This is a genomic window from Bradyrhizobium sp. Ses1 (assembly GCF_059512365.1).
This window is the reverse complement of the sequence record NZ_JCAMOQ010000002.1, coordinates 488,323-512,555: the sequence shown is the minus strand read 5'-3', so window position 1 is coordinate 512,555 and position 24,233 is coordinate 488,323. Positions and strand designations below refer to the sequence as shown.

At 62.4% G+C, this 24,233-nt stretch carries 22 protein-coding genes; 14 read left to right on the top strand and 8 right to left on the bottom strand.

Annotation, left to right across the window (positions count from 1 at the left end; all coding sequences use genetic code 11):
- Positions 1-4 precede the first annotated feature (4 nt).
- The 6 genes from AC5ZG5_RS05205 to AC5ZG5_RS05180 form a co-directional block, all read right to left on the bottom strand.
- On the bottom strand, positions 5-1,462 hold the full coding sequence (locus AC5ZG5_RS05205) for an FAD/NAD(P)-binding protein (RefSeq protein ID WP_456641295.1): 1,458 nt from the start codon (positions 1,460-1,462) through the stop codon (positions 5-7).
- Between the two features lie 4 nt (positions 1,463-1,466).
- A complete protein-coding gene (locus AC5ZG5_RS05200) occupies positions 1,467-2,972 on the bottom strand; it encodes an amidohydrolase family protein (protein ID WP_456641294.1) in 1,506 nt (501 codons plus the stop codon).
- Positions 2,969-3,886, bottom strand: a complete 918-nt coding sequence (locus AC5ZG5_RS05195; RefSeq protein WP_456641293.1) for a polysaccharide deacetylase family protein — start codon at positions 3,884-3,886, stop codon at positions 2,969-2,971. Before AC5ZG5_RS05195 ends, AC5ZG5_RS05200 begins: the two co-directional genes overlap by 4 nt.
- Complete coding sequence (locus AC5ZG5_RS05190; protein WP_456641292.1) at positions 3,883-5,067, bottom strand: amidase; 1,185 nt, start codon at positions 5,065-5,067, stop codon at positions 3,883-3,885. Before AC5ZG5_RS05190 ends, AC5ZG5_RS05195 begins: the two co-directional genes overlap by 4 nt.
- A 25-nt stretch (positions 5,068-5,092) precedes the next feature.
- Positions 5,093-6,577, bottom strand: a complete 1,485-nt coding sequence (locus AC5ZG5_RS05185; protein WP_456641291.1) for a 4-hydroxyphenylacetate 3-hydroxylase family protein — start codon at positions 6,575-6,577, stop codon at positions 5,093-5,095.
- 245 nt (positions 6,578-6,822) lie between these two features.
- Complete coding sequence (locus AC5ZG5_RS05180) at positions 6,823-8,163, bottom strand: 8-oxoguanine deaminase (RefSeq protein WP_456641290.1); 1,341 nt, start codon at positions 8,161-8,163, stop codon at positions 6,823-6,825.
- A gap of 363 nt (positions 8,164-8,526) precedes the next feature.
- Here AC5ZG5_RS05180 and AC5ZG5_RS05175 point away from each other — a divergent pair, with 363 nt between their 5' ends.
- From AC5ZG5_RS05175 to AC5ZG5_RS05160, 4 genes are all read left to right on the top strand, one after another.
- Positions 8,527-10,107 carry an ABC transporter ATP-binding protein gene (locus tag AC5ZG5_RS05175; protein WP_456641289.1) on the top strand — a complete coding sequence of 527 codons (1,581 nt, stop codon included), beginning with the start codon at positions 8,527-8,529 and terminating at the stop codon, positions 10,105-10,107.
- Positions 10,094-11,200, top strand: coding sequence for an ABC transporter permease (locus AC5ZG5_RS05170; protein ID WP_456641288.1), 1,107 nt, complete (start codon positions 10,094-10,096; stop codon positions 11,198-11,200). Before AC5ZG5_RS05175 ends, AC5ZG5_RS05170 begins: the two co-directional genes overlap by 14 nt.
- On the top strand, positions 11,197-12,117 hold the full coding sequence (locus tag AC5ZG5_RS05165) for an ABC transporter permease (RefSeq protein WP_456641287.1): 921 nt from the start codon (positions 11,197-11,199) through the stop codon (positions 12,115-12,117). The genes AC5ZG5_RS05170 and AC5ZG5_RS05165 overlap by 4 nt, the downstream gene beginning before the upstream one ends.
- Positions 12,118-12,191: 74 nt before the next feature.
- Entirely contained in the window at positions 12,192-13,265 is a 1,074-nt protein-coding gene (locus AC5ZG5_RS05160) for a BMP family ABC transporter substrate-binding protein (protein ID WP_456641329.1), read from the top strand.
- Between the two features lie 132 nt (positions 13,266-13,397).
- Here AC5ZG5_RS05160 and AC5ZG5_RS05155 read toward each other — a convergent pair whose 3' ends face one another.
- Positions 13,398-14,300, bottom strand: a complete 903-nt coding sequence (locus tag AC5ZG5_RS05155) for a LysR family transcriptional regulator (RefSeq protein ID WP_456641286.1) — start codon at positions 14,298-14,300, stop codon at positions 13,398-13,400.
- Between the two features lie 189 nt (positions 14,301-14,489).
- Between AC5ZG5_RS05155 and AC5ZG5_RS05150 the strand changes: the two genes are divergently transcribed.
- Genes AC5ZG5_RS05150 through AC5ZG5_RS05130 form a run of 5 tightly spaced genes read left to right on the top strand, consistent with a single transcriptional unit; the run spans position 14,490 to position 18,528 of the window.
- Positions 14,490-15,317, top strand: coding sequence for a creatininase family protein (locus AC5ZG5_RS05150; RefSeq protein ID WP_456641285.1), 828 nt, complete (start codon positions 14,490-14,492; stop codon positions 15,315-15,317).
- A 19-nt stretch (positions 15,318-15,336) separates the two neighbouring features.
- Entirely contained in the window at positions 15,337-15,756 is a 420-nt protein-coding gene (locus AC5ZG5_RS05145; protein ID WP_456641284.1) for a cupin domain-containing protein, read from the top strand.
- Between the two features lie 3 nt (positions 15,757-15,759).
- On the top strand, positions 15,760-16,590 hold the full coding sequence (locus tag AC5ZG5_RS05140; RefSeq protein ID WP_456641283.1) for a cysteine hydrolase family protein: 831 nt from the start codon (positions 15,760-15,762) through the stop codon (positions 16,588-16,590).
- Positions 16,587-17,942 carry an FAD-binding oxidoreductase gene (locus tag AC5ZG5_RS05135; RefSeq protein WP_456641282.1) on the top strand — a complete coding sequence of 452 codons (1,356 nt, stop codon included), beginning with the start codon at positions 16,587-16,589 and terminating at the stop codon, positions 17,940-17,942. The genes AC5ZG5_RS05140 and AC5ZG5_RS05135 overlap by 4 nt, the downstream gene beginning before the upstream one ends.
- A gap of 1 nt (position 17,943) precedes the next feature.
- Positions 17,944-18,528, top strand: coding sequence for an NAD(P)H-dependent oxidoreductase (locus AC5ZG5_RS05130; protein ID WP_456641281.1), 585 nt, complete (start codon positions 17,944-17,946; stop codon positions 18,526-18,528).
- Here the strand turns inward: AC5ZG5_RS05130 and AC5ZG5_RS05125 are convergent.
- Complete coding sequence (locus tag AC5ZG5_RS05125; RefSeq protein WP_456641280.1) at positions 18,525-18,923, bottom strand: RidA family protein; 399 nt, start codon at positions 18,921-18,923, stop codon at positions 18,525-18,527. The genes AC5ZG5_RS05130 and AC5ZG5_RS05125 overlap by 4 nt on opposite strands.
- A gap of 242 nt (positions 18,924-19,165) precedes the next feature.
- Here AC5ZG5_RS05125 and AC5ZG5_RS05120 point away from each other — a divergent pair, with 242 nt between their 5' ends.
- From AC5ZG5_RS05120 to AC5ZG5_RS05100, 5 genes are read left to right on the top strand one after another with little or no spacing between them, the layout of a single operon-like run.
- Positions 19,166-20,161 (top strand): ABC transporter substrate-binding protein, encoded by a 996-nt coding sequence (locus AC5ZG5_RS05120; protein WP_456641279.1) that lies wholly within the window; start codon positions 19,166-19,168, stop codon positions 20,159-20,161.
- Positions 20,162-20,216: 55 nt separating this feature from the next.
- Positions 20,217-21,023 carry an ABC transporter ATP-binding protein gene (locus AC5ZG5_RS05115; protein WP_456641328.1) on the top strand — a complete coding sequence of 269 codons (807 nt, stop codon included), beginning with the start codon at positions 20,217-20,219 and terminating at the stop codon, positions 21,021-21,023.
- Positions 21,020-21,820 carry an ABC transporter permease gene (locus tag AC5ZG5_RS05110; RefSeq protein ID WP_456641278.1) on the top strand — a complete coding sequence of 267 codons (801 nt, stop codon included), beginning with the start codon at positions 21,020-21,022 and terminating at the stop codon, positions 21,818-21,820. The genes AC5ZG5_RS05115 and AC5ZG5_RS05110 overlap by 4 nt, the downstream gene beginning before the upstream one ends.
- The gene (locus AC5ZG5_RS05105; RefSeq protein ID WP_456641277.1) at positions 21,817-23,178 is read left to right on the top strand and encodes an amidohydrolase family protein; all 1,362 of its coding nucleotides are present in this window, start codon (positions 21,817-21,819) and stop codon (positions 23,176-23,178) included. Before AC5ZG5_RS05110 ends, AC5ZG5_RS05105 begins: the two co-directional genes overlap by 4 nt.
- A 14-nt stretch (positions 23,179-23,192) precedes the next feature.
- Positions 23,193-24,218, top strand: a complete 1,026-nt coding sequence (locus tag AC5ZG5_RS05100) for an aromatic ring-hydroxylating dioxygenase subunit alpha (protein ID WP_456641276.1) — start codon at positions 23,193-23,195, stop codon at positions 24,216-24,218.
- Positions 24,219-24,233: the final 15 nt, after the last annotated feature.

Here is a 24,233-nt window from a genome sequence, read left to right as displayed (position 1 = left end):
TCACTCATGCGACGTTTCCCCGAGTTTCGCGCTTAAGCAGAGCAGCGGGGTCAAGCTCTTGTTCGTCGTAGTCGAGAAGCGACTGGAGATAGGCGTCGGCGTCCTCAACGAACAGGTTGCGGCTGACGCCCGCAGCGATACGATCGAGGCCGAATTTGAGGGCGGAGATACCGGCGGAGCAGGCAAGGCTCGGCATCGCCGCAAACGTGTAGCTGAAGATGTTGGCGAGATACGGCGCCGATCCCGTGACCTTCTCGGTGAATTGGAAACTGGGTGACAGATAAGGGTAGGCGCCGAGTTGCGGATGCTCGTCGCCGGCCGGCGGCTGATAGCGATCGGACCAGCGCGCGATCTTGTCATGGAAGCGGGCCAATTCCGGCCGCGTGGCGAGATCGACGGTGAATCCGGTGCCAACGATCAGGAAATCAAAGCTCTCCGTTCGCCCCGAATTGTTCAGCGAAATCTTCCCGGCATCGAAGCCGACGCGCTCAAGCTGATAGCCGAGCTGCACGAAGAAATTGCCGTGACGAACGCAGCGGTCGAACGTGTCCTGCGGAGGTGGCTGATTCATGTCGAAGATGATCTTCATGAAGCGCCATTTGTGGGCGTCATCGAGGTCGCCGAAATGGCGCAGGAAGCCCGCGAACTCCATCCAGCGATTGGGATTGACGGTTGGAAGCTTGTTTCGCCGAGCGAACAGATGGACCGACGTCGCGCCATTTTCGAGCGCCATGGCTGCGTTGTCGAAGGCCGAAGCGCCGGCGCCAATCACGGCGACCTTCTTTCCGACCAGTGCGGCAAAATCGATCGGCTCTGCGGTATGAGCATAACGCTCTCGCGGCAATGCCTTCGCGATCACGTCGGGCACGGCCCATCGGCCAGACCCTTCGATCCCGGTGGCGAGCACGACGTTGCGGGCAAACAGCCTCTCGGCCGCCCCGTTGACGCGCGCGTGCACCGCGAGCAGGCCGTTGGCAAGTGGTTCGATATCGGTTACCTCGGCCCCGTTGCTCACTTCCATACCGATGGTGTTGCGTACCCAGCTCAGATAGGCCTGCCAGAGTTCGCGCGGGATCTTGTTCAATTCCGCCCAGGAAGTCTCGCCGTAGCGCGCTTCCCACCAGGCACGGACCGAGAGGCTGGGAAGACCGAGATCCGGGCCGGTCACGGTCTTTGGCGTTCGCAGCGTGTGCATGCGGGCGAATGTCAGCCACGGACCTTCGAGACCGGCAGGATTCCTGTCGAGCACGCGAACGGTGGTCACCCGCTCGCGCAGGAGGCGGAACGCGATCGACGTTCCACTTTGGCCGCCGCCGACGATGACGGCGTCGTGCACGGGCTCGCCCTCGTGGTTATGGGGAATCGTCCATTGCCGGGCCGGGTATCCGAGGCAATCTAGCTCAAAGCGAACGCGCCGTTCGAGCTCGATCAGGGCGTCACTTGCTTTATTCGTTGCAAGCATCAGGCTATCTCGTCTTCAGTGGAATACGCCGTTCGATCGGAAGCGGCTCCTGCGCCTTCGATTGGGCGAAGGCCACGACATGGGGTTCGAGCCTGCTGGCAAGGGTTCGGGCGTCGCGCGTCGCGGCCGAGAGCTTCGCGAGGCTTTCGGCGACCCGGCTGCGCAGTTCCCGCGTGTCGACCGAAACGATCTTCCGATCGACGACCTTGAATTCGCCGCCGACCATGACGTCCGTCACCGCGGCGGAGTCCGCGCTCGTCACCAACTGGTTGAGGGGGGCGGTGGCGGGAATGAAATCGATGTGGTTCAGATCAAGCAGGGCGAGGTCTGCGCACGCTCCCTGTTCCATCCGCCCACATGCCTCGAGGCCCAGGATCTGCGCGCCACCCCGGGTCGCGAGCCGGACGACTTCGCTGGCTAGCAGCCACTCGTCACGTGGGCCGGCGAAAACCTGGGCTGAGAAGGAGGCAAGCCGCATCGCGTGCAGCATGCTCAGGGAGTCGGAGGAGTTTGCGCCATCGGTCGCCAGCCCGACATTGATGCCGCGCGCCAGCATCGGCCTGACATGGGCGATGCCAGATCCGAGTCGGAAATTGCTTGCGGGAATGTGCGCAACCGAGCAGCCGTGCTCCGCGAGCAGATCGAGGTCGTCATCGTCGAGCCAGACGCCGTGCGCGGCCGTGAATTTGGGCCTGAGCATGCCGAGGTCGGCAAGATAGCGGACTTGGGAGCGGCCATAGATCTTGCGGGCGGCGACCGCCTGCAGCCGCGACTCTGCGATATGCATGTGGATTGGCAGCCCGTGGCGTTCGGCGATCTCCATGCAGCGTTGCAGGAAAGGCTCCGAGCAGTGATGCGGGATCGTCGGTGCGATGGCGATCGAGATGCCGTTGGGGAGCTGCGCTTGCGCGGCCACGATTTCTTCCATGGCCGCAAGCGTCCTATCGCCGCTTGCAAGCGAGAAGTTGCCGACCGACGCGCGTAAATCCGGCGGCAGCGCGTCCGCTAGCCCCGGGATCGACTGGAACAAGGTCTGGTCGGCGATCATCGGCGCGAGCGCGGCGCGCATCCCGGCATCGGCGTAGGCGCGCGCCACCGCCGTGAAGCCTTCCACGGTCGGCCGCGGAAACTCGTAGACGAGATCGAAACAGGCGGTGCAGCCCTTTGTCAGCATGTCGATGGCGCCGACCAGCGTCGACAGATAGATCGTCTCCGGATCGCGCGGGCCGGCGAGCCATGGTCCGTTCGTCAGCGACGCCTCGAGTGTCCACCTTTCGGCGATGCCCTTCATCAGATTGGCGTGGCCATGCGTGTGGGAGTTGACGAGACCGGGGACGATCAGCCGATCGCTGACATCGCGCCGCGTTGCTGAACGCGCAGGTGTCGCGCCGGTTGTTCCGATCCAGGCAAGCCTGCCGTCTTCGATCAGCAGATCCTTTCGATCGACCGTTCCGGATGCCGGATCGACGACGAGGCCTCCCGATAGCAAGAGACGTTCCTGCGCCGTCATTGACCTTGTCCTGGGGGATGGGTCGCAATCCAGTGCCGGGCGATGTCGCTACGGCCGGCGAACCAGACGGATTCATGCTTCGCCGCAAAATCGAGAAACCGGGTGATGGCCTCGAACCGGGCCGGCTGGCCGGAAATTCTGCTGTGCAGGCTGATCGTCATCATGCGCGGATGGCGGCGGCCCTCTTCATGGAGCACGCGCATGGCCGACGAAAGATGGTCGAAGAAATCGTTCGCCGTTCCGAGCTTTGCGGTCGCAAGCCGATTGTCGTTGTTGGTGAAGCTGTGTGGAATGACGAGATGGGGACGTTCCCCGACTTTCACCCAGTAGGGCCAGTCGTCAGCATAGCTGTCGGAATCGTAGAGAAAGCCGCCATGCTCGACCAGAAGCGCGCGGGTATGCCGGCTCGGCGAATAGCGGCTTTGCCAGCCGAGCGGACGGCGTCCGACCGCCTGCTCGAAGCCGGCCACGGCCCGGCCAATGGCGCTTCGTTCTTCGGCTTCGCTCATCAGAAAATGCCGGACGAAACGGTTGCCATGGCAGCACAGGTCGAAGCCGTTTGCCTTGATCGTCTCCGCGGCCTCGGGGTTGCGCAACAAGGCCAGCGCGCATGCGTTGACGGTGAGCGGGATGCTGCGTTCGGCCATGGTGTCGACGATCCGCCAGAAGCCGACCCTCGAACCATATTCGAACAGCGATTCGGCGACAAAATCCCGCATTCCTGTCGGGACCTCCTGCGCGATGCCGTCGGTCAGCGCCAGTTCCGTTGCGCCGTCGCCATCGGGAATCGATGGTTCGGCGCCTTCTTCGATGTTGAGGACGATGACGATTGCCAGCCGTGCGTCGTTGGGCCAACGCGGCCTCGGCGGCCCTCTGCCGTAACCGACGAAATCCCGGTCGTCGTGGGCTTTCATTGTCCGCCCGAAGCTGCCGGCAAGGCATCGCCGATCTTGGCGGCAAGATCGAGCAAGAACTGATCACCGCGCGGACCTGCGATGAACGATAGTCCGACCGGACAGCCATCGACGGTGATCGCCGGGATGTTGAGCTGTGGCAGCCGGCACAGGCTGGCGACACAGGTGAGGGCCAGCGTCCTTTCCCGGAATTCGATCTGTGCCGAAACGGGCGCCTCGCGAAGTGGCGGAAGAGCGTGCGCGGTCGGAATCATCAGCACGCCGTCGTTTCCGAGCAGCGATACCAGCCGGTCCGTCAGTTGTTCGCGGCGCGCCACCGCGACTGCGAACTTTGCGGAATCGACGCGCGATGAAAGCTCGATCCGGTCGGCCACTGCGGGACTCAAGGCTCGGCGCGGCATTGTGGCCCACGCGCCGAGCGTCGACCAGAGATCTTGGAGTTGCAGTGGCCTGAACGTGTCAAGCCAGAACTCGGCACCTTCCTCGAACAACGTAACTTCAGTCGCCTCGCCAAGCGACTTTGCCACGGGCAGAAGCGCCTCGCCGATCTCGCGCACGGGGACGTCGAACGCGTCGCGCGCGAGCAGCAGGCGGGCCGGCTTGAACGGTCCGCTCGCTCCGAAGTAGATCTCGCCGACGCGTTTTATCGTCGCCGCATCGCGCGCGAGCCAGCCGACGGAATCAAAACTCGGCGCCATCGCCATGATGCCGGCGACCGACAAACGGCCGTAAGTTGTCCGCAGGCCATAGAGGCCGCAGAAGCTTGCGGGCACACGGATCGAACCGCCCGTGTCGGTGCCAAGCGCGAAGTCGCAAAAGCCGGCTGCGACGGCAGACGCCGAACCACTGGAAGATCCGCCGGGTACGCGCGCCGGTGCCTTTGGATTGATCGGTATCCCGAAATGCGGATTCATTCCGAACATGCCGCAGGCGAGTTCGTCGGTGTGGGTCTTTCCAACGAGGTGCGCGCCAGCCATCAACGGGGCCAGCACGGCCGGCGCGGTCGCGACGGCCGGATCGGCGTCCCGCAGCCGATCCGGATTTCCCCACGCCGTCTTGTATCCGGCGACATCCATCAGATCCTTGGCCGCAAAAGACAGGTCCGAGAGCGGTCCATGCTGGACCAGCCTGAGCGAAGAGGGGCCATGCTCCACGAATGCCAGATGCCTGATCTCTTCCATGCTGACCATCGATCGCACTGCCCGGCTACTCTGCGGCATCCGAAAGCTTCAAATCGCCTTTCGGCAGATCATAGGAACTCATGAACCGGTCGACGGGGCCCTTGACACTATCCCAGTCGAAAAACCGGAAGCTGTTTCCGCGCGTCACGAACGGCGCGCCGGAATAGAACATTTCATATTGCAGATGGCGCGAGCCGAATTCGGACCCGACCGCATCCCAGGCAAGCTTCATCAGCTTGACGCGCTGCTCCGACGTCGTGATGGGCGAACGCTGCGTCTTGTGAATGATGGCATTGGTTTCAGGGGTTACGAAATCGGCATAGGATGAAGGTACCATGATCAAGCCGCCGCCCGAGAGCGAACGGATCGCTTCCACGATCTCCGGATAAGTGTTCTGCGCGATGACCTGGGCCGTGCAGAGCAGGGAGCGGTCCGGCACGTAGAACTCCCCGAAGGTCTCACCCTTCATCTCCATCGCGATCACGAGCGCTTCGATGTTACTCACCTTGGCCGCCATCGAACCCAACGTGTCGCGCACCTGCGGAAAGTTGATGATGTTGTTGGTCTCGGCGATCTTGCGCGCCACTCCCAGCAGGAACCGCAGCTTCACCATCAGGCGGACCATGCATTGATAGTTCTGGAAGACATGCGCGCGGGTGTCGTGCCACTGGGCTTGGGCCATCTTCAGGTCCTTGAACACGAAGACGCGGTCCCAGGGTATCTTGACGTCGTCGAAATGGACGACGGCGTCATTCTCGTCGAACCTGGAAGAGAGTGGATAGTCGAACGTCGAAGTGGCATTCTGCTCGTAGCTGCGGCGGGACATCAGCGTCAATCCCTTGACGCCCAATGGCACGACAGCCGTGAAAGCGTAGGCTTCGTCGCCGGCCTGCAACGCCTGAAAGCCCGAGATCAGAAGCTCGTTCGCCATCACGCCGCTGGTCGCCAGCATCTTGGCGCCACGGATGGTGATGCCTCCGCTGTCCTCGTCGACGACGGAAGCCACGAGATGTGGATCCGGCTGCTCGCCCGCTGATCTGCCTTTGTCCGATTGCGGATTGATGATGACGTAGGACAGGAAGAGATCGTTGTCCCGGGCGTGCTGGAAATAGGATTCCAGTGCGGCTGCGCGGGCGGGATGATGATCGCGGAAGGCGGCAAGTCCCATCCGGAAGCCTGCGAGCGTGGACGCCACGTGGTCGGGCGATCGGCCGATCATGCCGCACGACAGTGTCGACCAAGTCTCGATGGCGTGTCGCCGCCTCACGAGGTCGCCATAGGTCTTCGGAAGCTGCCACGCCAGATTCACCCGCTCGCCGCTGGTCGGTGACTGGAACGTCATCAGATCAAGGTTCTCCGGCGCGGCCTGGAAATCGTACAGTCCGGCGACCGTCTCGATGACGTTGCGAAAGCTGAGGTCGGTCGTGATATCCGCGACCTTTCGTCCGTCGATGTAGATCGAGCGATCGTCGCGCAAACTAGAAAGATAAGCGTTTCCGTCTTTGGCCATGCAAGGACTCCGCAAAATTGTGCTGGAATCCGACGCCAGGCATTTACCCATTGCAGCCGGAAGCGTCGTTGACACTAGTGTTCGCGAAGATCGGTGGTCAAGCTGAACGGTTGGGCAGTGCGATAGCCGACTCTTCCAGAGTTTTTCGCGCGCTATCGAATGGTGTGGTCAGGAATTGAGCATGAAGACGCGAAATTGTGTGCAGTTGCGTGCGGCCAGCTCCTTCATGCGTCGCTATTCCACAGCTAGATTTTGGTCAGAAATGCCGCCGCAGCCCTGCCATGCTCGTATCTCAGCTGTGCGATATCGGTCCCGACCGGTGCTCCGTCCGTGACGCGCCATTTGCCCTTGATCATGACGCGATCCGCCCGATGCGCGCCGCAGAGAACCAGAGCCGCGATCGGGTCGCCGGCTCCTGAAAATCTCAGTTCTTCGAGCGTGAAGCAGGCAAGGTCGGCCTGACGGCCAACTTCGATCTTGCCGATATCACTGCGTCCAAGGCATCGGGCGGAGCCTTCTGTCGCCCACCTGAACGCATCGAGGTGGGTGACCGCGGATGCGTCGTAGGCGAGCCGTCCAAGCAGGAATGCGTGGCGCACCGACTCCATCAGGTTTGAGCTGTCGTTCGAGGCAGAGCCGTCGACGCCGAGGCCGACGGTCGCGCCCGCAGCTTCGAGATCCCTGGTCCGGCAAATGCCTGATGACAGCACCATGTTGGAGGTCGGGCAGTGACAGATGCCCATGGCGTGTGCGCCCAGTCGCGAGATTTCGGCGTCATTGAAGTGGATGCCGTGTGCGAGCCAGACGCGTTCATTCATCCAGCCGACCTGTTCGAGATAATCGAGCGGACGGCAGCCATAATGGTGGAGGCAGTAATCATCCTCATCATGCGTTTCGCCGAGATGAGTATGGAGCAGGCAGTGATGCTTCGAAGCAAGTGCTGCCGTGTCGATCATCATCTGGCGCGTAACGTTGAACGGCGCGCACGGCGCCAACGCAACGCGCAGCAGGGAGCCTTCGCGAGGATCGTGATACTTCGCCAGCACCCGTTCGCAATCGGCGATCGCCGTATCGTGATCCTGCATCAATCGTTCGTCGGCGATGCCTCCGTTCGCAAAGCCGAGATTGATGGCGCCGCGCGTCAGCGTCATCCGCATTCCAAGCCGGGAGGCTTCTTCCGCTTCGATGTCGACGGCGTCAGCCATGTCTTGCGGGAAAACGAACAGATGGTCGGACGCGGTGGTGCAGCCGGAGATCAACAGTTCGGTCAGCGCCACACGAACCGCGAGCCGGAAGCGGTCGCGGTCGAGATAGGACCCCCAGATCGGATAGAGCTGCTTCAGCCACGGAAACAGCGGCCTGTTGATCGCCTGAGGATGGGCGCGCGTCAGTGTCTGGAAGAAGTGGTGGTGCGCATTGACGAGGCCAGGAATGATCACGTGCCGGCGTGCATCGAATATCTCATCGCATAGCGTTGTCGGGCCGTCCGGTCCGACCAGTTCGATGATCTTTCCGTCCTCAATGACAAGCCCGCGCTTGCCGCCATCCGCCAGCATGGCAATCGGATCGCGAATCCAGGTTTTCATCGGGTCTGCACCGCTAGACCGGCTTCTTGTGCGCGAGCGAGCGGTTTGATTCCGTTACGAGAAACAGCTCGGCGTTCGACACAGGGCATTCTTGACCTCCGCAAATCCGATTGGTCGGAGAGCAAGACGGATGCCAGACACTATCGAGCTCATTCCGCGGTAAGGCACCGCCGCGACATCGCTCAGCGAAATGTGGTGCCGGCCGTCAACCTCGCGGCGGCGGTGGGTAAGCGAGGCGCCTGTCGGTTGTCGATCCGCCGTTCTCCGGACTGCCCCTTGCGGCGACTTGGCGCGCGGCTTGCTTGTGCTCACTAGGAGCGCGGCCACCCCCGTGCTTTTACCGGATCGAGGCTCATTGGAGACATGGACCAGTCTGGATTTGCCGATCTGAAGCCGCGTCTGGTGCTGACTGGTATCACCAAGCGCTATCCCAGTGTCGTCGCCAACGACGATGTCTCGCTAAGCATCCGTCCCGGCGAGATCCACGCCGTGCTCGGCGAGAACGGTGCCGGTAAAAGCACGCTCATGAAGATGATCTACGGCGTCACCAAGCCGGACGCCGGCACCATCATGTGGAACGGGCAGTATGAAACCATCGCCGCGCCGGCGCAGGCGCGGCGGATGGGCATCGGCATGGTGTTCCAGCATTTCTCGCTGTTCGAGACGCTGACGGTCTGGGAAAACATCGCGCTTGCGCTGGATGAGGCCGTTCCGACCGCGAAGCTGGCGTCGCAGATAACAGAAGTATCGGAGAAATACGGACTGCCCATCGACCCCTACCGGCTGGTTCACAGCATGTCGGTGGGCGAAAGACAGCGGGTTGAGATCGTTCGCTGCCTGCTTCAGGAGCCGAAGCTCCTGATCATGGACGAGCCGACTTCAGTGTTGACGCCGCAGGCCGTCCTCATCCTGTTCAAGACGCTTCGCCGTCTGGCGGCGGAAGGATGCAGCATCCTCTATATCAGCCACAAGCTCGATGAAATCCGCGCCCTCTGTGATACCGCAACTGTGCTGCGCGGCGGACGGGTCAGCGGCACGGCCATTCCGCGCAACGAGACCAATGAAAGCTTGGCGCGAATGATGATCGGCGGCGAGCTGGCGGAATGTCGCCTTGCGCCGCGCGAAGCCAAAGAAGAAAGGCTGAAGGTCGAACATCTGTCGCTGACTTCGCCGGATCCTTTCGGGACGTCGCTCAAGGATGTCAGCCTGACGGTGCGCAGCGGTGAGATCCTCGGGATCGCGGGTGTCTCAGGCAACGGCCAGAAGGAATTGATGACGGCGCTCTCGGGCGAGCGCTTGAGCCCGGCTTCCATGATCAAGCTGTTGGGGCAGCCGGCCGGCAATCTCAATCCGGCGCAGCGGCGCGCGGTTGGTCTGACCTTTGTTCCGGAAGAGCGGCTTGGACGCGGCGCTGTGCCTCCGATGAGCTTGGCTCAGAACGCGCTCCTGACCGGAGCGCGAAAGGGCATGGTGCAGAGGGGCATCATCCATCCGTCGGTCATGAAGACTTTTTCAAAGAACGTGATCGAGCGTTTCAAGGTCAAATGCGGCGGCGACCAATCGGTCGCCTCCAGCCTGTCCGGCGGCAATCTGCAGAAATTCATCGTCGGCAGGGAGACGATGCTGCAGCCCAAGATGATGATCGTGGCGCAACCGACCTGGGGCGTGGATGTCGGCGCGGCGCAATTGATCAGGCAGGCCCTGATCGATCTGCGCGATCAGGGCGTCGCGATTCTGGTGATTTCAGAGGAACTCGATGAGCTCTTCGCCATCAGCGATCGCCTCGCGGTGATCGCCGGCGGACGTCTTTCGCCGTCGGTCAAGCCTGCGGAGACATCGATCGAGCAGATCGGGACATGGATGAGCGGCAAGTTCGGCGATCGGGCGGACGACCGCGCGGCTTCCGCAAACGCACATCTGGAGACGGCCAATGCTCAAGCTTGAGCGGCGCGCGACGCCGTCGTCCATCATGAGCGTCGCTTCGCCGCTGCTGGCGGCGGTCGGTATGCTCATAACCGGATTCGTGCTGTTCAAGGTGTTAGGCAAGGATCCGGTGGAGGCATTCTATCTGTTCTTCGTCAAGCCGGTGTCGACCACCTACGGCATCGGGGAATTGCTCCTGAAAACGACGCCCTTGCTGCTCTGCGGATTGGGCCTCGCCTTGGGCTTCAGGGCCAATGTCTGGAACATCGGCGCCGAAGGACAGCTCACCATGGGGGCGATCGCCGGCGGCGGCGTCGCGCTCTGGTTCGGCGACAGCGAATCTGCGTTTGCGTTGCCATTGATGCTACTGGCCGGAGTGCTCGGCGGGATGGCCTGGGCCGCGATTCCCGCCTTTCTTCGAACCCGGTTCAACACCAACGAAATTCTCGTCACGTTGATGCTGGTCTACATTTCCCAGTTGGTGCTGTCGTGGCTCGTGCACGGGCCATGGCGCGATCCGCAGGGGCTGAACTATCCGCAATCGCAAGGCTTCGGCGATGCCGAGACGATGTCGATCCTCATCAGCGGAACGCGGGTGACCTGGGGCATTGTCTATGCGCTCGGTCTGGCACTGGTGGCCTGGATATTCTCGCAGAAGACCTTTGCCGGCTTCCGCATGCAGGTCGCGGGGCTGGCTCCTGCCGCGGCGGCCTATGCCGGCTTCTCGGAAAAGCGCAACATCTGGATTGCGCTGATGATCTGTGGCGCCACCGCCGGGCTCGCCGGCGTGTGCGAAGTCGCCGGTCCCATCGGCCGGCTGCAACAGCAGATATCGCCCGGCTACGGCTTCGCCGCCATCATCGTGGCCTGGATCGGCCGCCTGCATCCGATCGGCGTAGTGTTCGGCGCGCTGCTCATGTCGCTGCTTTATCTCGGCGGCGAGGCGGCACAGATGGGCATGGGCTTGCCGTCCGCGATCACCGGGCTGTTCCAAGGCTTGTTGCTGTTCTACCTCCTGGCCGCCGATCTGTTCATCACGTTCCGGCTGAAACGCGTTGCGCCGGTCGAGGCCAATACCTTGAAACCACCGGTACAGGCGGAGACCGCCGCATGAATCCCATTGTCCCGATGATCGCCAGCACCGTGGTCGCGGCCACGCCGCTGATCTACGCGGCTCTTGGCGAAACCGTCGTCGAACGGTCCGGCGTCCTCAATCTCGGCATCGAGGGCATGATGCTGATCGGTGCGGTGACCGGCTTCGCCACGACATATGCGACCGGCAGCGCTGCGCTTGGTTTCCTCGCTGCGGCCTGCGCTGCTGTCGCGTTGTCCCTGCTTTTCGGCTTTCTCACGCTCAACCTGCAGACCAATCAGGTCGCTACCGGCCTCGCGCTCACCTTGTTCGGCATCGGCCTGTCGGCCTTCGTTGGTTACAACTACGCCGGCCTGCCGGTGAACCGGCTGACGCCGATCACCATTCCCGGGCTGAGCGCCATTCCCGTGGTGGGCGATCTCCTGTTTCACTACGACATCATGGTCTATCTCTCCATTGCACTGTTCGTGGGCGTGCAGTGGTTTCTGACGAAGTCGCGCACCGGCCTGACGCTGCGGGCGATCGGCGAGTCGCCGAGTGTCGCGCATTCGATCGGCAAGTCCGTCCTGAAGACTCGCTACCTAGCTGTGATGTTCGGCGGAGCGATGGCTGGCATCGCGGGTGCGTATCTGTCGCTGGTCCAGACCCCGATGTGGGTCGAGGGCATGTCCGCCGGCAAGGGCTGGATCGCGCTTGCGCTCGTGGTTTTCGGCACGTGGAAGCCGACACGCATCGTTGTCGGTGCGTATCTCTTTGGTGGTGTCACGCAATTCCAACTGTTCGCGCAGGGCTTCGGTCTGCCGATCCCGACCGAGTTCCTGTCGATGCTGCCTTACGCGGCGACGATCATCGTGCTGGTGATCATCTGCCGCGATCCCAAGACCATCTTGTTGAACCAACCGGCTTCCCTTGGCCGGAGTTTCCATTCGGCCGCGTGATCAGGGGCCTCGCGGTGCGGTTTCAACAATTCAAGCTCCAGACATAGGTAGGCGTTATGCAACGAAGAACGTTTCTGAAAGTGTGGTCCATGTCGATCGCGGTGGGCTTGGGAGTGGCCGCACCGGCCGCGGCTCCTGCTGCCGAGCCGCTGAAGGTCGCTTTCGTCTATTTGGGACCGCGTAGCGACGGAGGCTGGACGCAGCAGCACGATCTGGCCCGGCTGGCGCTTGAGAAGGCGATGGGCTCTGCGATCAAGACCACCTTCGTGGAAAACGTCCCGGAAACCGCGGACTCCGAACGCGTCTTCCGTCAGCTCGCAGCCGACGGCAACAAGCTGATCTTTGCGACTTCGTTCGGCTACATGGAGCCGCTTCAGAAGGTCGCCAAGCTGTTTCCGGACGTCAAGTTCGAGCACGTCAACGGCTTCAAGACAGCGGCCAATATCACGGTCTACGAGCCGCGCTTCGAGGAAGGCTTCTACCTGATCGGCACGATCGCCGGGCTGATGACGAAGACGAACACGCTTGGCTTCATCGGTTCGTTCCCGATCCCGAGCGTCATGCGCAATATCAACGCGATGGCCCTTGGTGCTCAAGCCGTGAATCCGAAGATCAAGGTGAAGCCGATCTGGGTCAACACCTGGTATGATCCCGGCAAGGAGCGCCAGGCGGCAGACACGTTGATTGCGCAGGGTGCGGACAACGTTGCCCAGAACACGGACTCGCCGGCCTCGATCCAGGCGGCGCAGGAGAAGGGCACCTATGCGTTCAGCATCGATGCCGATATGTCGAGCTTCGGCAAGAAAGCCCAGCTCTCTGGTTCGACGGAGGACTGGAGCGGTTATTACATCGACGAGACCAAGAAGGTGCTCGATGGCACCTGGACCGGTAATCGGCGCATCCGTTGGGGACTCAAGGAAGGATTGGTGGTGATGGCTCCGCTCAATCCCAATATCCCGCCAGAAGTCGTCAAGGTGTTTGAGGAAAAGAAGGCGGCGATCATCGCGGGCACGCTTAATCCATTTGCCGGACCGATCAAGGACAACACCGGCAAGGAGATGGTTCCCGCCGGCGGCAAGATGTCCGAGGCCACTTTCAGCTCGCTCAATTGGTACGTTGAAGGGGTCGAGGGTACCGTTCCAAAATAAGGCCTTAGCCATCGGTCGGGCGAGAGGTCAGCGAACGAAGTGCAGGTGTCTCGCGGCGAGACCACCTGCACTTCGCGCTGTAGGGCGGCCGATAGGGCCAACTCGTCCTCGATGGGCCGGCGTAGACAGCCTTCATCCGCTCGCCTCGCGCATCATCGTCTTGAGCAATTCCGCCAGCACGCTTGCGATCGCGCTGCTTCCCCGTTCGTGACCGATCAGCATCAAGGTCTGGGATTCATGCGACAGTTCGCGGACCGGCAGGTAGACGAGGCGTCCCGCCCGCCGCTCAAACTCGATATCGAACGGCGTGAGAAAGGTAATCCCGTTGTCGACCATCGCGGAGTGCCTCATGATCTCGATGGCATTGGTCTCGATGATCGGCTGCAGATCCAGTGAGACGCGCGTAAACGCGGTGTTCAAGTAAGGCCTGATCGCGCTCGTGTCGTCGGCAACGACAAGTGGATAGTCAATGCAGTCGCTCAGCCGGATGCCGGTTCGCTTCGCAAGCGGATGGTTCGGCGCCATGACGGCACCGAGCTTGGCGCCGGCGCGCGCCAGGACCTTCAGATTGCCGTCCTTGGTAAAGTCGAATCCGATGCCGAGATCGGCTTCGCCGTTGGCGACAGCGAACTGAATCTCCTCGCCCGTGTTGAACAGCGTCAGGTTGAGCTTGACCCTTGGGTTGGCGATCCGAAACGCCTTTACCGTTCCGGGGACCAGGTTCGACGCGAGCCCGCTCATCATCGCCATGGTGATCTCGCCGCGCCGCAGCCCCTTGAGCTCCTCGATCTTGGTTTGCGCGCGCGTCAGTTCTTTCAGGGTCTGCCTGACGTGGCCGATCAGAATCTCTCCGGCAGCGGTCAGGACCAGCTTCTTTGGGAGCCGTTGAAAAATTGGCGTTCCCAATTGGCTTTCCAGCGCCAGGATCTGGCGGCTGATGGCGGAAGCGGCAACGTTCAGATGATTGGCGGCCTTCCGGATCGAGCCCGTCCGCGCAACCTCGTCGATATAGTTCAACAGCCGACCGTGAAGCATTTCCCTTCTACCTTGTTGCGCCTTCGGAGCAGATGACTCGCGTTGCCCAAAAGGCAACGGACTTGCCGAATTAAAGCGCTTTCAAGTGATCGTGGCGCGTGCACAATCGCAAGCCTGAATAGCAGGCAAACGGCGCCGGGCTCTTTTGCAGGCCGCCGGCGCAATCAGCCGTTGGAGCCGAATGAAAGAATGGAGCTGAAGTCGCATTGGTGGTGGGATCTGAGCACGAAGGATTTCGCCGAGCTGGACGCGGAGAGGGTGGTTGCGATCCTGCCCGTCGGCGCCGTCGAGCAGCATGGGCCGCATCTGCCCGTCAGGGTCGATGCCGCCATCAATGCGGGCATCGTGGCCCGAACCGTTGGACTGATGCCGCCGGATCTGATGGCGCTGGTGTTGCCGATGATGCCGGTCGGCAAATCCGACGAGCATCTGGCATTTCCGGGCACGCTGACATTGTCGCACGAAACGCTCGGGCGCGTCTGGTACGAACTGGGCGAGTGCGTCCATCGCGCTGGCGTCCGCAAGATTCTGTTCCTGAATTCGCATGGCGGTCAGCCGCAGCTACTCGAGATCGTCTGCCGCGATCTGCGCGTCAAGCTCGGCATGTTCGCCGTCAGCGTGATGTGGCCGCGGCTGATCGATCTGGATGCGTTGTTTCCGCCCGAGGAAAATCGGCATGGCATTCATGGCGGTCAGAGCGAGACCAGTGTGATGCTGCATCTGCATCCCGAGCTCGTGGAGATGCATCACGCTGAGAACTTCGTCCCGCTGTCGGTCGAGATCGAACGCGAGTCACAAATGCTCGGTCCGGAAGCTGGCGCCAGGTTCGGCTGGCAGGCGCAGGATCTGCATCCAAAGGGCGCCTGCGGCGACGCCACCAAGGCTACTGCCGAGCTTGGCCGGCTCGCCGTCGAGCGCTCTGCCGCGCGGCTTATCAAGCTGATCGAGGAGATCAGCCGCTATCCATTGTCGCGTATCGCGACCCACACGGCGTTCGATGGATCGCGGCGCGGATGACGATAAGGAGCTCTAACATATGGCATTCAGTGCCGTAGACCTTGCACAGGCGACAGCTTTCCGGATTTCACCGAAGGACACCAATTACTTCGTAATGCTGTTCGATCAGGAGACCGACCGGATCGACAACATTTTCGTCATCGAGATATTCAAGGTCGGTGGAGCGACGCCGCCGAACGAGCACAGCCGGGCGCACGAATTCTTCCACGTCCTGCACGGGGAGGGCGTCGCGTATTGCGACGGCAAGAGGCTGCCGATCAAGAAGGGCGACTCGCTGCTGCTGCATCCGGGCTCCGAGCACGTGATCGAGAACACCGGCGCCGGAAAGCTGTACACGCTCACGGTGATGACCCCGAACGAGGGCTTCGCCGAACTGATCCGTGGCGGCGAGCGCGTTGCACTCGAGCCCGACGATATCTGCATCCTGCAGGGGCAATAGCCGATGAGTTCGGTGCCACGCCACACCGGCGAGGACGACGCGCTTTGGCCGCTCGGATCGAGCGCGCGCAATCGCTGGCGCGTGTCAGCGGCCCGCGCCGACCTGGTGCGCGATCCGATACCGCCAGAGCCGGTCACCCTGCAGGCAGACGGCAAGCTGATCACTGTCGATCTCGCTCGCACGGCGATGATCGTGATCGATATGCAGAACGACTTCTGCCATCCGAACGGCTGGCTCGCACATGTTGGCGTGGATGTCGCGCCGGCACGGCGGCCGATCGCGCCGCTACGTCGGCTGCTTCCCGTGCTGCGGGCTCATAGTGTACCGGTCATCTGGGTGAACTGGGGTAACCGACCAGATAGACTCAATCTCAGCCCGGCGCTTCTGCACGTTTATAATCCCGATGGCCGCAGCGTCGGTCTCGGCGATCCCTTGCCTGGCTCCGGCGCAAGGGTGCTCGAGCGCGGAAGCTGGTCGGCCGCGATCGTCGACGAGCTCAAGGTCGATCCGTCCGATATCCAGGTTGCCAAGTATCGGATGTCAGGTTTCCAGGACACCGAGCTTGAGAGTATCCTCCGCAATCTCGGCGTCACCACGGTGATGTTCGCCGGCGTCAATGCCGACCAGTGCGTGTTGTGTACCCTACAGGACGCCAACTTCCGCGGCTATGACTGCCTGCTGCTGGGAGATTGCGTGGCCACCACATCGCCGGACTATTGCCTCGCGGCGACCCTCTACAATGTGCGCCAATGCTTCGGCTTCGTCCTGAGCTCGCAGACGATCGTCGCGGGGCTCGGCGAAGGCGGGCAGCAAGCAGCGAAGATTATGCCATGAACGAGCTTTCGTCCGAAACCCTCGCACGGCTCATCGACGATTTGGGCGACGTTCCTGTCGTTACCGATCCCAAGGTCGTGCGCCGGCGCTCGCGCGATTTCTTCTGGTACAGCCCGGTGCTGAACGAGCAGTTGAACGGCATGTCGGCCGATCTCGTCGCCTCGCCGCGGGACGAAGCCGACGTCATCCGCGTTGCCGCCGCCTGCGCGCGGCATCGCGTGCCGATCACAGTGCGCGCGGGTGGCACCGGCAATTACGGCCAGGCTGTGCCGCTGCGCGGTGGCGTGCTGCTGGACGTTCTGGCGCTCGACAGTACCAAATGGGTCAAGCCCGGCCTGATCCGGGTCGGTGTCGGCGCGAAGCTAAACACGATAGATGCCGAGCTGCAGCCCCGCGGCTGGGAGCTGCGCATGCACCCCTCCACCAAGCGCACGGCGACGATCGGCGGCTTCGTGGCGGGCGGATCGGGCGGCATCGGCTCGGTCGTTCATGGCGGCCTGCGCGAGCCCGGCAATATCCTCGCCGCGCGCGTGGTCACGGTCGAGGAAGAGCCGCGCGTCATCGAGTTGCGTGGCGACGCGGCGCAGAAGATCAACCGCGCCTACGGCACCACCGGCATCATCACCGAACTCGAAATGCCGCTCGCGCCCGCCTGGCGATGGATCGATGTCGTCGTGGCGTTCGACGATTTCGTCGACGCTGCGGCGTTCGGCTACGAGGCCGCGCTGGCGGACGGGATCGTCAAGAAGCTGCTGTCGCCGATTACCGCTCCGTTGCCGTCCTATTTCGGTGCGCTGAAGCCGTACTGTCCCGACGGCAAGAGCATCCTGATCGCGATGATCGCAGAGCCCTCGCTCGAGAGTTTCAAGTCGCTGCTGGCCGGCCGCGGCACCATCACGCTGGAGACGCCGACCGACGAGAGCCCGGGCCAGGTGCCGCTCTACGAGTACACCTGGAACCACACCACGCTGCAGGTCCTGAAGACCGACCGTTCGGTCACCTATCTGCAATGCCTCTATCCGGATGACCGGCTGATGGAGAAGGTGGTCGAGATGCGCAAGTTGTTTCCAGACGAAGTGTTGCAGCATCTGGAGTTCATCCGCTTCGGCGGCCGCGTCACCTGCAGCGGGCTGCCCGTCGTGCGCTATACCAATGCAGACAGGCTGAACGAGATCATCAGCCTGCACGAGGCGCACGGCGTCCATATCGCCAATCCGCATGTCTTCACGGTGGAGGACGGCAGCCGCTATAAGCGCGCCGATGCCGATCAGCTCGGTTTCAAGCACGAGGTCGATCCGTACGGGCTGCTCAACCCCGGCAAAATGCGCAGCTTCGTGCCGGAGCGACCGTGAGATGCGGGTGCTCTATGTCTATTGCCATCCGCTGAGCGAAAGCTTTCACGCCGCGATCCGGAAAGAGGCGCTGGCCGGGCTGGCTGAAGCGGGGCACACCGTCGACCTGCTCGATCTCTACGCGGAGGGCTTCGATCCGGTGCTGACGGCCGAGCGCCGGCGCGACTATCACGACCCCGCGCGCAACCGCGCCAACAACCAGGCCTATGCCGACCGGCTGATGGCCGCGGACGCGCTGGTCGTGCAGTTCCCCACCTGGTCCTTCGGTCCGCCGGCGATGCTGAAGGGATGGTTCGACCGGATGTTCGGCCCCGGCATTGCGCTGGATCTGTCGGATCCGTCGCATGCCAAACCAATGCTGATGCATATCCGCCGTATCACCGGCATCTCGACCTATGGCCGCCCGCGCTGGCAGGCGATCGGCATGGCTGACCCGCCGCGGCGGATCATCAAGCGCTACCTGCGCTGGTTCACTGGCTCGAAAGCGTCGGTCAATTACTACGCGCTCTATCACATGAATGTCGCGACGGATGCACAGCGCGGCCGGTTCCTCGCCAAGATACGGCGTGAGATGGCGCGGTTTTAACCGCGCTCGGGCGCCGCGGCCATCGCCTCGATCTCGACGAAGAATTCCGGACGCGTGAAGCCGGACACGATCACCAGCGTTGAAGCCGGCGGGGTTCCCTGAAAGTGCCGGTCGCGTGAGCGCATATAGCCCTGCATATGCTCGCGGGCAGTCACGTAAGCATTGAGCCGAATGACATTTGCGAGCGTCATGCCGTCTTCGGCGAGGATGGCGGCGATACTGGCAAAGCACAGATCGGCCTGCTGCTCGCATTGCTCGGGGATCGTTTCATCGGCAGCGATGCCGAGCTGCCCCGAGGTCACGACGAGCCGGTGATTCGCCGGAACCGCGATGCCGTGGCTGTAGCGCGCAAAGGGCGCCCTGATCGAAGCTGGAGAAAGCGCACGCAACGTCACCCCCGACGACTGATATGAAAACGCAAAACGTAACGCCGATCGTCCGCCACTTCCACTACACACACTGGAAAAATTCGGATCGCTGCTGTTGCTTCAAAGGCAACGGATTGCTCGAATAAAAATGCTTTCAGGCGACAAGGCGGTGTGCATCCTTGGTGCTACTGGGGACGAATTGTCACCTTGCAATTCCGTTCCCGGATTGTGGGGCCGGGCGCAACGCCGGCCATAACGGGGAAGCCGCAATGGCCACCAAATTCCTGCCGCGAACGATCGCGGTGACCCTGGTCAGCGTCGGTGCGCTGCTCTGTTCAATGGCGTCGACGTTCGCTGCCGATAAGGTGACGTTCCTGACGAGCTGGTTCGCGCAGGCCGAACATGGCGGCTTCTATGAGGCAAAGGCGACTGGGCTGTACGAGAAGGCCGGCCTCGACGTGACCATCAAGATGGGTGGTCCGCAGGTCAACGGCTCGCAGCTCCTGCTCGCCGGCGAGACCGATTTCCTGATGGGCTACGACATCCAGGTGCTGAAGGGGCGGGAGCAGAACCTGCCGTTGGTCACAGTCGCCTCGTCCTTCCAGTTCGACCTGCAGGGGTTGATGACTCACGACGATGTCGCCAACATCGCGGCGCTCAAGGGCAGGCCGATCCTGATTGCAGGTTCCTCCCGCGTTACGTTCTGGCCTTGGCTCAAGGCCAAATACGGATTCGCCGACGACCAGATCCGACCTTACACGTTCAACCTGCAGCCTTTCTTCGCCGACAAGAGCATGGCCCAGCAGGCCTATCCGTCCTCCGAGCCCTACCAGGCCGAGCAGCAGCACGAGAAGGTGAAGTTCTTCTTGCTCGCCGACGGCGGCTATCCGCCCTATGGTTCGACAATCGTCACCACCGAGAAGATGATCGCCGAGAAGCCCGACGTCGTAGCGCGCTTCGTCAAGGCCTCGCTCGAGGGCTGGCGCGACTATCTGAAGAATCCGGCGCCGGCCAATGCGCTGATCAAGGCCGACAACCCGAAGATGACTGACGGGCAGATCGCGTTCGCGATCGAGAAGCTGAAGGAGAACAAGGCGGTCGACGGCGGTGACGCCGCAAAGCGCGGCATCGGCGTGATCACGGAGGATCGCTACAAGCAGATCTACGACTTCCTGGTCGCGGGTGGTCTGCTCGATCCGAAGGTGAACTGGCACAAGGCCTACGATGATCGCTTCGTCAAGGACCTGAAGATCGGAGTGCAATAGCGGGCCGATGAACGCTCTCTTGCCGGGCACCCCGCTTGATGAAGGCGGACAGCGGATGGTGACGGGCGGCGAACGTCCGCCGGCGGTCGAAGTGTTGTCGGCCGAGAAAGTGTTCTCGAACGGCACGCGCGGACTGGCGCCGATCAATCTGTCGATCGCCGACGGCGAGTTCCTGACGCTGATCGGCCCATCCGGTTGCGGCAAGAGTACGCTGCTGAAACTGATCGCGAACCTGATCGAGCCATCGGACGGCCGGCTGTTGTGGTGGCGCGGAGATTTCTCGCAGGTCGGGCAGGAGGGCAGGCGGTTCGCCTTTGTCTTTCAGGAGCCGACCTTGATGCCCTGGGCGCGGGTCGAGGCCAATGTCCGGCTTCCGCTGGAGCTGTCCAACATTGCTAAGACCAAGGCGGGGCCGCGGGTGGCCGAGGCGCTCGAACGGGTGGGCCTGTCCGCTTTCAGCAGGCATTTCCCGCGCCAGCTCTCCGGCGGCATGAAGATGCGGGTCTCGATCGCGCGTGCGCTGGTGACGAAGCCAAATCTGCTGCTGATGGATGAGCCGTTCGGCGCACTGGATGAGTTCACGCGCAACAAGCTCGACGCCGACCTGATCCGCCTGTGGTGGGAAGGCAAGTTGACGACGGTGTTCGTCACCCACTCGATCTATGAAGCCGTGTTCCTGTCGACGCGTATCATCGTGATGGCGGCAAACCCCGGCCGCATCTTTCGCACCATGACCATCGACGAGCCGCAGCCGCGCGGCGATGGCTTTCGCGACAGCCCGAAATTTGCGGCGTATTGTCGGGAGCTTTCGACCTGGCTCGCGGAGGCGTCGCTGCCTTCCGCATCGGCAGGTGTCTCATGAAGCCGTTGCTGCAGTCGGAGGCTTTTGTGCGGATCGCCGCTCCGCTTGGGGTGGGGATCGCGCTGTTCGTATTGTGGGAGGTCGGTTTTCGGCTGGCCTCGGTGCCGGTCTATCTGTTTCCGAAGCCGAGCGACATCTTCACAAGCTTCGTCAACAATGGACCGTCGCTGTTCCGCGCATTGCTGGTCACGTTGCGCGTGACATTGCAGGCGTTTGCCGCGGCGGTCATCATCGGAACGCTGGTTGCGTTCATGTTCGTGCAAAGCCGCGCGATCGAGATCAGCCTGTTTCCCTATGCGGTGCTGCTGCAGGTGACGCCGGTCGTCGCGATCGCGCCGCTCATCATCATTCTCGTCAAGAACACGCAGCTCTCGCTTACGATCTGCGCCACGCTGGTGGCACTGTTTCCGATCATCTCCAACACCACGCTCGGCTTGCGCAGCGTCGATCCAGGGCTCGCCAATTATTTCCGGATGAACCGCGCGAGCCGGCTCAAGACCCTGGTCAAGCTGCGAATCCCCGGGGCCTTGCCCTATTTCTTTGGCGGCCTGCGGATTTCCAGCGGGCTCGCCTTGATCGGCGCCGTGGTCGCCGAATTCGTCGCCGGCACCGGCGGCCGCTCGTCGGGGCTTGCTTACGAAATCCTCGATGCCGGCTTCACGCTCGATATTCCCCGCATGTTCGCGGCGCTGTTCCTGATCACGCTGACCGGCGTTGCGCTGTTCGCCGCGATGGTGGTGCTCTCCAGGCTCGCTTTGTCGAACTGGCACGAAAGCGAAATAAGGACCGAGACATGACTGCGATGCTGATCGAGAACGCCGTCGGGATCTTCACCGGCTTGCCGGGTGCCGCGATGCGCGCGACGGGCGCCGTCCGCATCCGCGACGGCGTTATTGCCGAGATCGGCGCGCTCGAGCCGCAGCCGGATGAGCAGCGGATCGACGCGCGCGGTTGCGTCATCTATCCGGGCCTGATCTCCACCCATCATCACATGTTCCAGAGCGTGATGAAGGGCGTCACCGCCGGCATCAACCTTCCGCTCGCGGGCTGGCTGCGCGCGGCGCCTTACAGGCTCTGGTCGAAGCTTGACGAGGAGGCGCTGGCGGTCGCCGCAAGAATTGCGCTGTCCGAACTGCTGCTGTCGGGAACGACGACGGCCGCCGATCACCACTATCTCTTCAGCGACACCTTCAGGTTCGATCCCGCGCATGTGATCTTCGAGGTCGCGCGCAGCCTGGGCATCCGCCTGGTGTTCTGCCGCGGCGGCGCCACCAAGGACCGTCACATGAACGCTGACGACTTTCCGCCGATGCCGGTGGAAACGCTCGACTCCATGCTGAAGTCGGTCGAGGCCAGCGCGCAGCGCTTCCATGATCCGTCGCCAAGAAGCCTGACACGTGTTGCGCTGGCGCCGACCACGCCGACCTGGTCGCTCGACCCGGGCGAGTTGAAGGAAGTGATCGCGGCAGCGCGGCGGATGAAGCTCAGGCTGCACAGCCATCTCTCCGAGACCGCTGACTATGTCGATTTCTGCCTCTCGGTCCACGGCAAGCGACCGGTGGAATGGCTCGCCGACCACGACTGGCTCGGGCCCGACATCTGGTTTGCGCATCTCGTCCATCTCGATCCGGGGGAGGTCGAGATACTCGCAAGCACGGGTACCGGCATGGCGCATTGCCCGCAATCCAACTGCCGCCTCGGCTCCGGTGTCGCGCCGGCCGATCACATGGCGCGGCTCGGCGGCGCGGTGTCGCTCGGTGTCGACGGCGCGGCCTCCAACGAGGCGGCTGACATGATCAGCGAGATGCATAGCTGCTGGCACACCCATCGCGCCGTAAAGGGCGCGCATGCGGTGACAGCCGAAGACGTCGTGCACTGGGCAACGGCCGGCGGTGCCCGCGTTCTCGGTTTCCCCGAGATCGGCACGCTTGCGCCTGGACAGCAGGCCGACATCGCGATCTTCGACCTGAACCAGCCGCGGCACTTCGGCATGCACGATCCGCTGATCGCGCCGGTCACATGCGCCGGCAGCGTGCATTTGCGCTACCTTTTGGTCGGCGGTCGCATCGTGGTCGAGGACGGCGGTATTCCGGGCCTCGATATCGCAAAACTCAGATCCGATGCGCTCCGCGTGGTCGAGCGGATGGCGGCCTGACAGCGGAGGAAATCGTGCTTAGCACCAAACAACCGGTACTTCGCCGCTTCTGGTATGCGACCGTGCCGCTCGAGCATCTGAAGGATGGTCCAAGACCATTCACCCTGCTCGGTGAACCGATCGTGCTGTTCCTCGATGCAGAGGGACAGCCGGCGGCGCTTGAAGACCGCTGCTGTCATCGCACCGCGAAACTATCGAAGGGCTGGTGCAACAACGGCAACATCGTCTGCGGCTATCATGGTTGGGAGTATGATCGTGACGGCAAGCTCGTGATGATCCCGCAATTTCCGTTCGAGCAACCCGTACCCGACGCTAAGGCGCGCTCATTCCGGGCCCAGGCAAAATACGGCTATGTCTGGGTCGCGCTCGACGAACCATTGCGCGACATCCCGGAAATCCCCGAGGAGACCCGGCCGGGCTATCGCCGTATCCATCAATTCTACGAAAAATGGAACACAGCCGCGCTCAGGTTAATGGAAAACTCGTTCGATAACGCCCATTTCGCCTTCGTGCATAAGGGTACTTTCGGCGACATCAATCAGCCGAAGCCGGAGAAATACGAGATCGTCGAGACCGACGACGGTTTCGACGCCGAGACCATCATCACCGTCCGCAATCCGCCGAATGCGTATCGGATCAGCGGCACGACCGATCCGAGCACGAAGCGGCACCAGCGCAACAAATGGTTCATGCCGTTCTGTCGGCGGCTCGACATGGAGTATCCATCGGGCATCCGGCATATTATCTTTAATTGCGCGACGCCGATCTCCGACGGCCAAATACAGGTCATTCAGATCCTCTTCCGTAACGATACCGAGACCGACTGCTCAACCCAGGAATTGATCGACTGGGACGCCGCGATCATCGCCGAGGACCGCGACATGCTCGAATCGACCGATCCTGATGCCATCGTGGACATGAGCCGGAAGATCGAGATGCACATGCCGTCGGACCGGCCAGGCATGATCATGCGCAAGCGACTACTTGAACTCCTCCGCGCGCATGATGAGGAGGAGCAGCCTAAGACCCAACTGTCTTAGAGCAAGACTCGGAAG